The sequence below is a fragment of the Thiocapsa sp. genome (assembly GCF_035467215.1).
Lineage (GTDB): Bacteria > Pseudomonadota > Gammaproteobacteria > Chromatiales > Chromatiaceae > Thiocapsa.
Genome location: NZ_DATITZ010000168.1, coordinates 1 through 13000, shown reverse-complemented (window position 1 = coordinate 13000; position 13000 = coordinate 1). Strand labels below are relative to the sequence as shown.

The 13000-nt window shown below is 66.8% G+C and carries 9 protein-coding genes; 4 read left to right on the top strand and 5 right to left on the bottom strand.

The window, feature by feature from the left end; translation table 11 throughout:
* Positions 1–1021: HD domain-containing protein (locus VLR48_RS09440; protein WP_325291541.1), on the bottom strand; the 1021-nt coding region annotated here is incomplete at its 3' end.
* A 195-nt stretch (positions 1022–1216) separates the two neighbouring features.
* Entirely contained in the window at positions 1217–2461 is a 1245-nt protein-coding gene (locus VLR48_RS09435) for a DUF1015 domain-containing protein (RefSeq protein WP_325291540.1), read from the bottom strand.
* Positions 2462–2701: 240 nt separating this feature from the next.
* Between VLR48_RS09435 and VLR48_RS09430 the strand changes: the two genes are divergently transcribed.
* On the top strand, positions 2702–3025 hold the full coding sequence (locus tag VLR48_RS09430; RefSeq protein ID WP_325291539.1) for a sel1 repeat family protein: 324 nt from the start codon (positions 2702–2704) through the stop codon (positions 3023–3025).
* A 48-nt stretch (positions 3026–3073) separates the two neighbouring features.
* On the opposite strand, the gene VLR48_RS09425 is transcribed toward VLR48_RS09430, so the two are convergent.
* Together VLR48_RS09425 and VLR48_RS09420 are read right to left on the bottom strand one after the other, a co-directional pair.
* Positions 3074–3469, bottom strand: a complete 396-nt coding sequence (locus tag VLR48_RS09425) for a hypothetical protein (RefSeq protein ID WP_325291538.1) — start codon at positions 3467–3469, stop codon at positions 3074–3076.
* Positions 3470–3839: 370 nt separating this feature from the next.
* Positions 3840–8801 carry an AAA family ATPase gene (locus VLR48_RS09420; RefSeq protein ID WP_325291537.1) on the bottom strand — a complete coding sequence of 1654 codons (4962 nt, stop codon included), beginning with the start codon at positions 8799–8801 and terminating at the stop codon, positions 3840–3842.
* A 220-nt stretch (positions 8802–9021) separates the two neighbouring features.
* On the opposite strand from VLR48_RS09420, the gene VLR48_RS09415 reads away from it, so the two are divergent.
* The 3 genes from VLR48_RS09415 to VLR48_RS09405 all read left to right on the top strand — a co-directional run bounded on the left by VLR48_RS09415 (position 9022) and on the right by VLR48_RS09405 (position 11926).
* The gene (locus VLR48_RS09415; RefSeq protein ID WP_325291536.1) at positions 9022–10983 is read left to right on the top strand and encodes an SEC-C domain-containing protein; all 1962 of its coding nucleotides are present in this window, start codon (positions 9022–9024) and stop codon (positions 10981–10983) included.
* A 99-nt stretch (positions 10984–11082) separates the two neighbouring features.
* On the top strand, positions 11083–11610 hold the full coding sequence (locus tag VLR48_RS09410; RefSeq protein WP_325291535.1) for a hypothetical protein: 528 nt from the start codon (positions 11083–11085) through the stop codon (positions 11608–11610).
* Between the two features lie 55 nt (positions 11611–11665).
* Entirely contained in the window at positions 11666–11926 is a 261-nt protein-coding gene (locus VLR48_RS09405) for a BPSS1780 family membrane protein (RefSeq protein ID WP_325291534.1), read from the top strand.
* On the opposite strand, the gene VLR48_RS09400 is transcribed toward VLR48_RS09405, so the two are convergent.
* On the bottom strand, positions 11917–13000 hold a 1084-nt coding region (locus VLR48_RS09400), incomplete at its 5' end, for a DUF3362 domain-containing protein (RefSeq protein ID WP_325291533.1). The genes VLR48_RS09405 and VLR48_RS09400 overlap by 10 nt on opposite strands.

Genomic DNA, 13000 nt, shown 5'->3' with positions numbered 1-13000 from the left:
CCTCCAGGGGCTTTTCCTCCGGTCCAACCACCGCGGTGTGCAACGACCGGTACATATTGCCCTTGGGGGTCGCAATATAGTCGTCGAACTCTTTGGGGATGTGCCTCCAGAGTCCATGGACAAGCCCGAGTGCGGCGTAGCAATCGGCGATGCTCCCGACCAGGATCCGCACCGCGCGCAGGTCGAAGATCTCGGCGATCTCCACCTCCTTGCGCTGCATCTTGCGCCAGATGCTGTAGATGTGTTTCGGGCGTCCGGTGATCTCGGCTTGGATGCCGGCCTCGCCGAACTTGTCGTACAGGGTCTGGATGACCGTCGCGATGTAGTCCTCGCGCTCCTCGCGGCGCTCGGCCAAGAGCTTGGCGATGCGTTTGTACTCGTCGGGCTTGAGATAGCGCAGGCTCAGATCTTCGAGCTCCCACTTCACCTGCCAGATGCCCAAACGGTTGGCGAGCGGGGCATAGATGCGCTGGGTATCGCGCGCGATCTTGGCGCGGCGCTCCGGCTCCAGGTCCTTGATGGCCCGCATCAGGTGGACACGCTCGGCGAGCACCACCAGCACCACCCGCACGTCCTCGGCGATGCCGAGCAGCAGGCGGCGCAGGTTCTCCTCGTGCTCGTCCTGATCCTTGGCGGCGATGATGGCGTCGACGTTGGCGATCTGGCCGATGCGGGCGAGATCTCCGACCATCCGAGCAATCCCCGGGCCGAAGCGGTCATCGAGCTGCGCTTCGGTGAGGTCGCCCTGATCCAGACAGCCGTTGAGCAAGGCTGCGATCAGGGTCTCGAAGTCCATGCGCAGGCGCACCAGGATGTCGGCGGTCGAGAGCACGTGACGCACGTGGGTCTCGCCGGTCTCGATACGCCGATCGCCGCGGCAACGGGTCAGCGCCGCACAGGCGCCTGCGATCTGCTTGAGCTCTTCGGTCGGATAATGGCTTGCCAACCCGTCGAGCCAGTGACGGATCGCCTCGTCGTCGTCGCACTGCGACTCGGGGAGGTTGTAGGTGGGTTTGACCATGGTGTGGAGCGACTCTCTTAGCGGCGGGCGGTTTGAGGTGTTTGACCCTCAAATCCCCGACTTTGAAACGCAAAGGCACGAAGGGCGCAAAGAAAACGTGCGGGCTGGATCTTTGACGAAGACTCGACGCACCGCCGAGCCCAAGGATGCGGCGCGCCCCTTTGCGGGCCTCGTGTCGAGAGGATCCTTGCGGGATCAATCCGCCAGCAGATGACTCGCCAGTCCGTCCGCCAGCTTCGGCTCGAACCAGGTCGATTTCGGCGGCATCACCTCGCCGGCATCGGCGACCGCCATCAGATCCTCCATCCGCGTCGGGTGAAGCGCGAAGGCAACCGCCATCTCGCCCGAGTCGACCCGCGCCGACAGCGCCTCCAGGCCACGGATGCCGCCGACGAAATCGATCCGGTCATCACGCCGTGGGTCCTGAATGCCGAGGATCGGGCAGATCAGGTTGTCTTGGAGCAGGCTGACATCGAGCCGCCCGACCGGGTCGTCGTAGGGGATCCGCCCCGGATCGAGCGTCAGCCGATACCAGTGACCGGCAAGGTACATCCCGAACTCGCCGGGACGCTCGGAAGCGACCGGACCTGGTGCGCCCTCGATCTCGAACGCCACCGAGAGACGCTGCATGAGCGACTCGACGCTGTGACCGTGCAGGTCTTTGACCACGCGGTTGTAGTCCAGGATCCGCATCTGATCGTGAGGGAAGATCACCGCGAGCATGAAATTGTAGGGCTCGGCCCCGGTGTGATCCGGGTTCGAGGCGCGGCGCATGGCGGCGACGCGCGAGGCCGCGGCGCAGCGGTGGTGGCCGTCGGCGATATAGAGCGCGTCCAGGGACTCGAAGGCGGCGGTCAGCTCGGCAATCGGGCGCTCGTCCATGATCGGCCAAAACTCGTGGCGAATCCCGTCGGGTGCGGTGACGTCCGTCTCGGCGGAGCCGGCGACGAGACCGGCGATCAGGGCATCGATGTCCGGTCGCGCCCGGCAGGCAAGCAACACAGGCCCGGTCTGCGCGTTCAGTGCGTCGATCTGGCGCACACGGTCGTCCTCCTTGACGGGGCGCGTGAGCTCATGACGCTTGATCCGATCCGTGTCGTAGGCGTCGATCGAAGCGACCGCCACCAGACCGGTCTGGCGATGCGCGCCCATCGTCAGACGATAGAGGTAGTAGCCGGGCGACGAGTCGCGCACCAACAGGCCCTCGACCAGCATCCGATCGAGATTCTCGCGTGCCTTGGCATAGACCGGCGGGCTGTAGGGATCGGTACCCTCGGGCAGATCGACCTCGGGGCGCGAGATGTGCAAAAAGCTCCAAGGCCGCCCTTCGACCATCCGACGTGCCTCCGCAGCACTCATCACGTCGTAGGGCGGAGCGGCCACGTCCGCGGCATGCGCGGGGGCCGGCCGGAGCGCCGCGAAAGGTTTGATCAGGGGCATGGAGACTCACCGTCGGTGTCGTCGAGACTGGATGGATGGCGTTCGGAACGTCGGTGTCCGCGGGCGCAATGGTATCAGCTCGGATCGAGGCTCGGCCAAATCCAACATATCGAACCGCCGCGCGACCTGCAGACCCGAGCCGTGCGAAGGCGAGTCCGGTGGGCTCGGGGCCGGCCGCGAGGGCGAAAAGGTTGCTCTATACTGATGCGAATCCTGCACCCAAGAATCCGAATCGACAGCATGGCCGACAACAACTACCTCAAGGACCTGATCCTGCTGCGCAACGACCCGTCGAAGGTCGCACGCGTTCGCGAAGCCGCGGAGCGCGGAGAGATGGACGCTCAGTATGCAATGGGCCTCATCTATGCCGAGGGGCGGGGGGTCGAGATCGATCTCGCCCGCGCGCATTTTTGGTTGTCGCTGGCCATCGCGCAGGGCGACACGGACGCCGATCAATTACGCAACATCATCGGCAGCCAGATGACCGACGCCGAGTTCGACGCGGCGAAAGAGCTGGCAGTCGCACATCGCGCAACACACCCGGCCCCAGCATCGCAGCATTGAACCTAGGTTGAACCGACTCCGGTCGATCGCGCCGCGTCCGAGCGGCGCTCACCAACAGGGCGCGGCAACGCTCGACATGAGACCGAAGGCGTCGAACGGCGAGGGCATCGGCATACCGCCGACGGGGCCGCCGGCCTTCACCCGGATGACGTACTCGGCCCATTGCAACGGGCGCGGGAGATAACCGACTTGGGCGGCGACGGCGTGCAGCTCGCCGACGAAGGCGACATCGCAGGCCTGTTCCGGAGCGGGACCGGCGGTACAGAGGTCATGGCGCATGCAGGCCGCGTCGAAGGCATCCACCGGCGGCGGGAATCCCGCGACCGGATACCCGATCCCGCACCAATTGCCGTAGAGCGGCATGCATTTGAAGGCGGCGGCTTGGGTCGCGCAGGATGCGAGCAAGGCGCCGAGCAGACAGGAGAGGACGGGGGTACGGCTCATGGTGAATCCTCGTTCGCTTGAGCGGACGGACGCGAGCGCGCCCGAGAGGTTAGGTGATTTCCGGAAATCAGCACCCCGACTGCGCATGCCCGCACAACCTGAAGGAACCTGAGGTGCGCCTGAATGTGCATCGACATGTCGATCCTTCCTTGCACATCCGATCGGGCGGGTCGCCGCTTCGCGACGACCGTCGGCGTCAACGCCGGCCGATCCTCTACGCAGTTGGGATGTTGATTCCTGGAAATCACCTTCGTGCGGCACGGCAGATGTGTCGAGACCGTTCGTTGTCGTTGTCGTTGTTGTTGTCGTTGTCGTATCGAAACTCGTCTACGACAACGAAAGCGAGGCCGGCAGGCGGCAGGCGGCGAGACTACTCGACCTGAGGTGCCGCATCCGAGATGTCGCGCTCGCGCCGGTCGAGCCGATTCTCGCTCTTGAAGCGCGCGGCCTCGCGGATCAGGGCAAGGCGCGCGCGGTCCCGGCCCCAGATCGACTCGAGGCGACGGTCTGGCTCGGTCTCCTCGGTCCAGAGACGCCAGAGCAGGGTGGCGTTCTCCCAGTAGGCGGCGCCGATGGTATGTCCGTCGGGGCTGAAGTCCGCGTAGGCAACGCCGCCGAGATCGCCGTCGAGGGTCAGAAAGGATTCCTCCGGCAGCGGGCTCGGACGCGTGGGACGCATCCAGATACGCACCGCGCCGTCACGCGAGGCGGTCAGGATCCAGCGTCCGTCCGGGCTGAACTTGGCGCCGTAGATCCGATCTTTGTGCCCGACGAGATTTGCGAGCAGGGAGCCGTCCAAGGCCCAAACCTGTGCCTTCGCGTCCAACGACGCGGTGACGAGCGCCTGACTATCCGGTGCAAATGCGACGCTGTAGAGGATGCCGGCCTGGGGCTCCAAATACCGGGGGGATGCGCAGCCGCCGTCCGTCAGCGCCACCAGGGCCGCACTGCCGTCCTCGCTCGATGTCGCGAGCCACCGACCATCCCGGGAGAAGGCGACGTCCGTCACCGTGTCCGTATGCCATTGTGCGGCGCACACCGGTGTCCAGCCGCCGGTGCTGTCCATCCGCATGATCCGGACACCGCCGCCGTCGTCGCCGGTCGCGACCAGTGTGGCTCCATCCGGGCCCTCGGAGACCGCTGCGGCCTGAACCCCGCTTCCGCCTTCGCCCCACCGGGGCGCTCCGTCCAGCGGGGCGCAGGCGAGCGGATCCCAGAAACGCACCGGCTCGGCGGGATCGCTCGATGTCGTTAGAAGCCAGCGTCCGTCGGGGGCGAACAGGGCCTGATGGACGTTCGGACAGGTGCGTCCGCTATCCGAGCTGCAGGATGAACCGTCGGCGGAGACCTCCAGGCGGCAGCCACCGCCGCTGCTCAGATCCCAGACCCGGGCGGTGCCGTCGTGACCTGCGCTTGCCAGCCGGTCCGCCGAGGGCGAGAAGGCGACCCGGCGCACACGCCCCTCGTGCCCCCTCAGGGTCCAGATCCGCACCGGCGGGGGCGCGTCGTCGCGACGATCGTACTGCCAGACCTCGACCCTTCCGTCGAAGGCGGCGGTAGCGAGCATGACCGACCCCGACTCCTTCGGCCCGGCGCCTGGGTCTCCGGAATCGGGCGATAGGGCATCCGACGCTACAGGCGTCTCGGCCATCGCCAGATGCCAGACGTGATCGGCGCTGGGGAGATGGAAGGCCAGGGTCTCGGTCGGTTTGACCGACCAGAGTCGCGCCGAGCCGTCCGGATCCGAGTAGCTCAGAACCCGGCGACCGTCGGCGCTGAAGCGGGCATCCGTGACCGCCGCGTCATGACTGAAGACCGCCACCTCCTTTCCGGAGAGTAGACCCCAGAGGCGCGCGGTCTTGTCGAGGGATGCGCTGAGCACGAGTGGCTCGCGATCCTCGTCGTCCATGCCCGGCGACACCCTTACGTGCTCCACGCTCAGGTCGTGATGCCCGAGGACCTCGGCATTGCGGCCTTCGAGATCCCAGCGCACCACCTGCCCGGTGTCGTCTCCGGCGATCAGGTACTGTCCGCCGGGCGAGAACACCGCCTCGCGCACCGCGGACTTGTGGATGCGAATCCGTCGGCCGTCACGCTCGATCACACCGAGCTCGGCAAGCTCGCCGCCGTCGAGGTCGTAGACGCGGATCCGCTCGTCCGCGGACGCCACGGAGATCCGCCGACCCGCGGGGTCGAATCGGGCATCGTTGGCCGGCCTGCCGAGCGAGCCGCCGGTCGGCAGGACCAGCCGTTCGTTGCCCGTGCGGGTCTCGAGCACGCGTGCGGTGCCGTCGCGCGAGGCGGTGACGAGCAGCTCCCCGTCCGGCGCAAAGGCGATGCTGCGCACCTCGCTCGCGTGTACGGGCACGTCCCAGAGCGCTGCCCCGGGCCGGCCCAGATCCAGGAGACAGACGGCATAGCGGTCCTGCGGCGCACCGTGGGAGATGGCGAGAAAACGGCCGTCGCGATCCAGTGCGATCGGGCTGTCCGGGCGCGCACCGCAGCTCCAGTCGGGAGGCCGACCGGGCTCGGCCGGGAGGCGCCAAACACCGGTCTCGCCGATCCCCAGGATGATCTGCGGCTCGCCGCTGCCGACGAAACGGACCGAATGGATCGGCGTCTGCGGACCGGAGAGGTGCGCCTCGGGCTGATAGCTCAGCGCGCGCAGCGCCCAGAGCTGCACACCTTCGCCCCGCGATTGAGTGACCAGGCGCTCGCCGTCGTCTCGAAACGCCGGAGGCAGCGGTTGGTCGCCCGCCATGACCTCGGACTGGACCATCGCGATCATGCGGTTCGTGGTGAAGGCGCGGCTCAGGGTATCGGTCGCCGCCTCGGGCAGATAGGGACCGGCATTCAGAGCGAGTCGCACCGCCTCGGGCGTGTTGCCCTGCCGCACGGCGAGATCGGCCGCCTTGAGCAGGCTGCGCTGGAGATTCAGGGTGGCCTCGCGCGAGGCGTCCCAAGCCCAGAAGGCCGCCCCGGTGGCAAGGACCAGGAGTGCGGCCAGGGTCAGGCCGAGGAGACGAGCCCATCGGTTGCGCCGTCGCTGCAGCACCAGATGCTGACGCGAGTGCTCGAGAAGCTCCTGCTCCAAGGGCTCGAGCTCTTCGCCGTAGTCATCCGCAAAGCGCCGCGCCGCGGCATAGCCGGCCTCTCCGAGCAGATATTCGCGATTGCAGTCGGTGCGCCTCCATAGGCGCGCTTGGCGGGAGATCTGATAGCGCAGGATCAGATCGCGGCGGTTGCTCGGGTCGGCGACCCAATCGCGGATCGGGAACCACTGCTCGAACAGGGCCGGATGGATAAAACTCGCGAGCGCACGGTAGTCCTCCCAGTGCAGGACGGGCACGGCGTCGGGGTCCTCGCCGCGCTCCACGTCCGGAGCCAGGATGGCTGCATCGGGGACAACCTCGAAATCGCCGTCCGAAGGCACCGACACATCCCGCCCCACTGTGCCGCGCCTGCTGCGCAGCCGCTCGCGCCATTCCTCCCCGGTCTGGATCATGATGCGCCGCAGATCGTCCATGAGGCGCGGCGCCTCCTGGGTGCAACCGAGCCGCGCGGAGGGATCGGCCACACCCTCGGCAACCAACAGGCGAGCCTCGATGAGCAACTCCACGAGCCTGCCGACCGCCGGATGACGGGTCACGGTCAGCAGGTCGCCGCGGCGTGCGCCGAGCGCGGATGCGCCTCCGCCCTCGAGGGCGATCAGGCTGCGGCAGAGCACCGGCAGCGCGTCCCGGGTCTCGGGATCCAACGCCTCCCAGAGTGCGTCGGCACGGCGCAGCAGGGAGCCGGAGAGTCCGCCGACACGGCGATAATCGGCGAGGGTCAGAGGCGGATTCCGGTTGGTTTCCGCACCGCCGGAGCCGTCTCGCGCGCGTCTGTAGAGCTCGTCCAGCAAGGGCTCGAGGACGGCCGGCCAGTGCTCGAGTAGGCTCGCCTCCGATTCCAGCGCCTCGACCAGGCCGCGTCCGCCGCCGGCCACTCCCTCGTATTCGATGCCGGCGACGCGCGCGGGGATCTCGATGACCTGTCTGATCCGCGCCGCGGGCGGCGGCTCCAGGCGAAACCAGCTTTGTTCATCCAGGAGCGCCGCGAGCTCGGGCATCTCGCCGAGGTGGCGCAGGTAGTCGCTGCGCAGCGAGGCGATCACCCAGACGTCGTCGCGGGCAGCAAGCAGGACCAGCGCCTTGAAGAAAGACCGGGTTCGTGACGCTCCCCGCAGCGACTCCGTAAACAGGCGATCGAGCGGATCGACAATGATCGCGAGCTGCAAACGCCCGTTCGCTCCGTCGCTTCTGCTCGCCGGGTCATCGGCCAACTGAGCGAGCGCGGCCAGCAGTTGATCCGCGGCGACCTCGGGCTCGCTGACCAGCAATCGCGTCAAGCGAGCGACATCCAGCCCGAAGGCATCCAGCGCCGGCCCCAGCAAACCTGGCGCGGCGAGGGCGACGGCCAGGGCCTCGATCGGGTCGCGATCCTCCAGATCCACGAAACCCCAGCGGCACCCGGCAATGCCCGGGAAAAGAAAGGGCCGGATCAGACGCGGCAGCAGCCCGGCGCGGATCAGCGAGCTCTTGCCCACCCCGCTCGGACCGCTCAACAAGAGCAGTCCGCGCCCGGAGCCTTGCAGCGCCTCCAGGCGCGTCACCAGCTCGCGCGTCTCGGTCTCGCGACCGGTAAAGACGCGGTCGTCGACCACCTCGAACGGCTCACCGGCGCGGAAGGGACTCCCGCGCCAGTCGGCTGCATCGGAGGCCAGGCGCCGCTCCGCACTGATGCGTCGGTTCAGGAGCTTGCGCAGTTGCGTCTCGAGCAGCTCGCGGAAGCTGCGGTCGTTGCCGAACTGTCTGAAGGCGCGGCTGAAACTGCCGTCCGGGTTGAAGAAGTGGGTGCGGAAGAACTCTTCGAGTCGATGCCGGTCGGCGAGCGCCTCGCGGGTCGCCTCCGCATTGTTGACGTCCACCATGCGCGGCGCGGTCTTCTTGTAGACCAAGACCTCGGGGGTACCCGTGCGGGCCGATTCCCGCACCGCGTCGACGAACTCCCACTCCGTCCCTGTCATGCCCTCGTAGGGGTCATCGGCGAGCGGCGTGCCGAGCCGTGTCCAGAGCATCACCAGCACGATCTCGCATTCCGAAGGGCGCAGGAGTCCGGCCTGAAAACTCTGTGCGGCCGTCAGCGCCTCCTCCTCCCAAAGCACGGCCTGGAGGCTGAAATAGGGGAGATATTCCTGGGCCAACGCCTCGATCACATCCTTCACCAGGGCACGCTCATGCTCCAGGTCGGACGGGGAGGAGACGAAGATTCGGACCTTGTGCTCAGTCATGGGGGTGATCGGGAACGGACATGCCGCAACTATACTCGGGGCGGGTGATTTTTTCGGAACCGTGATGGCTGCCCGCCGTTGGCGCGTTCAACTGTTTCAGGTCATCGACACAGCCGACCCGAGAGGGTTTACAATCAAATCATGCAGGATCCGCCGCGCGACAGAGTCATCCCCGGCGGGCGCATCCCCAAACTGCCTCCATCCGACGGAGGAGATCGCGATGCTGGACCACGACATGGCCGATACCGAACGCTTCGAAGAGGTGATTCAGCGTTCAGTGCGACAGATCCTGCTTGCCCCGGATCCCGACAGCTTTCTCGCCTGGGCGCGCGGGCATCTCCCGGAGATGCTCGGGTTGTCCGGAAGCGAGATCGACGAGGTCGAGCGGCGGCGACTCGCCAATCTCCTCGGAACGGCAATCTGGAACGCGACCCCGCAACCGAGCTATGCCTTTCAGACCCGTTTGATGACGCCCCACCCCCCCGAGGAACCTTGTTCCTGCGGCTCCGGTAGCCCCTACGGCGAGTGCTGCGGAGCGATCGACGAGGTGCCGGAGCTGTCGAGCGATCTGGTCTGGGAGATCCTGCTCGACGAGCTGCCCGAGCACGGGCTGCGCGAGGCGCTCGAACTGCACGCGGTTCCGGAGCCTCTCCTTGCCCGCATCGCCGATCGCTGGCTCACGCAGGATCGTCCCAAGCGCGCCGCGGCGCTCCTGGAACCCCTGTTTGCGGGATCGCTCGAAGACCTCGACGGTGAGTTCGAGCCGTCGATCGACATCCTCTGCGATGCCTACGATCGACTCGGCCATGGTCGCAAGAAGGAGGCGTTCCTCGCCCGGATCTGCGCCGAGGGCAGCCGCCCCCTGCGGGCCGCCGCCTGGCAGCGACGCTGCACGATGGCGATCGACGACGGCGATTTCCCCGAGGCCGATGCCGCCTTCACGGCCGCGTTGCGCAGCGACCCGGACAATCCCGGCACGGCGATCCTCGAGATCACGCTCCTAGCGGCCCAGCACAAGGATTGGATCGCCCGCGAGCGCGCCCGCTTCTGGCTCTTCCGATTTCGGCAGATCGGGTTCACGCATCCCGGTGTCCTGGATTTCCTCAACCGTGCCGTCGAGGATCCGCAAGAAGCACTCGTGGACAGCCACTCGGATGCACTGGATCCGGTCCTACTCGATCTTCACGACTGGATCACCCTGATTCAGGCCCGTCCGTTGCCCGTTTATCGCCTGGAGCCGCTGAATATCCACGCACCCGGGTGGCTGCCGGGTCAGCTCGCGCTGTTCGACGACATCGATGCCCCGGTCCCGGACGGCGCCGACGAAGACGCCGACTTCAGCCCCTCGCGATACGGCCCCGCCCCGGCACGACTGTGCGCCCCGGCTGCGGTGCGCCACCTCGAAACGGACTGGAAGTCGGTCTTTCCGTGGGCTAAGCCCGCGTCCACCCGGCTCGTTCCCGACGAGGACGTCGACCTCTGGTCGACCCCCGACTGGCTCGATCACCTGCAAGCGAACCCGGCACTCGCCGACAGTCTGGAGGTGCTGGACGATCTCGCGACCGCGCTCTATCTGCATCCCGAGAGCGCATTGCCGTGGATTTCCCATCTCCTGTTGCGTCCGCTCCTCGAGCGCGCGCGGAGCATTTTGGATCAGGTCCTGCCCGACGACGCGCCCCAGCATATTCCCTGGTCTGCGCCCCCCAATCGCCCGGCGTTGCGGCTGCTCTTCAGACAATATCTCTGCCAGATCGACGAAGACGAGCCGAACGGTGCGGCGCGAACGCTCGAGACCCTGCTGCGGCTCAACCCGCGGGACAACCACGGCGTGCGCGCGGAGCTCATGAATCACTATCTACGCGACGGCAAGGACGAGCTCGCGCTGGCGTTGGCCCGACGCTTTCCGAACGATGGACTGGCGGATCTCGCCTACGGGGAGGTGCTGGCACTCTACCGCCTCGGGCGACAGGACAGGGCACGCCTGGTCTTGACGACCGCGGTCAACCGCTTGCCGAGAATCCCGCAGTATTTGACCCGCAAGCGCATCAAGCGTCCGCGCTTCACCCCGCCCGATGCCCTCCCCGGCGGCGACGACCAGGCGTGGATGTACCGCGAGGCGATGCGCGACGTCTGGGCAGCCGAGCCGGGCATCCTCGCCTGGCTGAGACGCCTGACCGCTTAAGCGAGCTGCGCGGGCGGCCGGCTTCCGGTCCGTGCGGCGGTCTGCTCGACAGGGTTCGGCCGAACCGCTTCCGTACCACTGCCATCCAGGAGAACCACGATGGAAGGACGCTATCGGATCCTCTACACCGGCGAGCTGATGCCCGGCCATGCGTTGCAGGACGTGGTGCCGCGGCTGGCGGCCAAGTTCAAGCTTCAGGAGGAGACCGCGCGGGATCTGATCCTCGGCGGAGCCGGTCGGGTGTTGAAGCACAGCTTGACGACCGGCGAGGCTCAGCGCTATCGGGACGCCCTGAGCACCATCGGACTGAGGGTGGCCATCGAGCCAGAATCCACGACAAACACGGCACCGGCACCCGCGGGCAGCCAAACGGACAAGGTCGTCGCGCCGTCGGCGCTGCAACCCAACGGCGCCGAAACATCGTCTCGGCTCGACGGGAGACGGCAAAGGGACGATCGACCCGATACCAGCCCCGAAGACGATCCGACACGCTGCCCGAAGTGCGGCGCCGAGGCCGTCTCCGCGCTCACCGGCATCTGTCAGGCCTGCGGAGTGGTCGTGGAGCGCTACCTTGCCAATCGAGGGATGAGCCCACCGCGCCCGGCGAGTCGGGTCGACAACCCCTAACGATATCGGCATCTTCCTCGCCAACCCGATCGTCCTCCTGCCCGTCTTGGTGGCGATGCTGCTGGGCGTCCCGCTCGCGATGGCCATGTTTTTCGCCCCGAGCCTGGTCGCACTCGACCAGGTCCCGGTGCTCAAGGCGTTCGGGCTGAGCTTCTCCGGCTGCCTCAAGAACATCCTGCCTTTCCTGATCTACGGGCTGGTCGCGATGGTCTTGGTGACCCTCGGTGCCCTGCCCCTGATGCTCGGGCTCCTGGTTGTCGTGCCTGTCCTGACGATCGCGATCTATACGGCCTATCGCGATATATTTTACGGTTGAGCCTTCGTCTCTCGACGATGTCGCACGGGCGTGCGACCGGGACGACGGCGACCCTCCGGCGACAGACCCGTGCCGGCGGGTTGAAAGGCCGGCACCAGGTGACGCTTGCCGTTGCCGATTAGATCGGAACGGCCCATCTCCTTCAGTGCCTCGCGCAACAGCGGCCAATTTTCCGGATCGTGGTAGCGCAGGAATGCTTTGTGCAGACGCCGCTGACGCTGCTTGCGCACCACGGGGACCCGCTCCGAATCACGCGTGACCTTTTTCAACGGGTTGCGACCCGAGTAATACATGGCCGAGGCGGTCGCCATCGGTGTGGGCAGAAACCCCTGGACCTGGTCGGGGCGGAAGCCATTGCGCTTGAGCCAGAGTGCAAGATTCATCATATCTTCATCGCTGGCGCCCGGGTGGGCGGCGATGAAATAGGGGATGAGGTACTGCTCCTTGCCCGCCTCGCGCGAATAGCGGTCGAACAGCTCCTTGAAGCGGTCGTAGGTCCCGATGCCGGGCTTCATCATCTTGCTGAGCGGTCCGGCCTCGGTGTGCTCGGGGGCGATCTTGAGATAGCCGCCGACATGGTGGGTGACCAGCTCACGGATGTACTCGGGCGAGCGCACCGCCAGGTCGTAACGCAACCCGGAGGCGATCAGAACACGCTTGATGCCGGGGATGGCGCGCGCGCGACGATAGAGCCGGATCAATGGGGCGTGATCGGTGTTGAGGTTCGGACAGACGTCCGGGTAGACACAGGACGGACGCCGGCAGGACGACTCGATGCGCGGATCCTTGCAGGCGAGCCGATACATGTTGGCGGTCGGTCCGCCGAGATCCGAGATGGTGCCCGTGAAGCCCGGGGTGCGGTCGCGGATCTCCTCGAGCTCGCGCAGGATGGACTCCTCCGAGCGGCTCTGGATGATGCGGCCCTCATGCTCGGTGATCGAGCAGAAGGTACAGCCGCCGAAGCAGCCGCGCATGATGTTGATCGAGAAGCGGATCATCTCCCACGCGGGGATCTTGGTTTCGCCATCATGGCTGCCGTTCACATCTGCGTAGTCCGGGTGCGGGCTGCGCGCG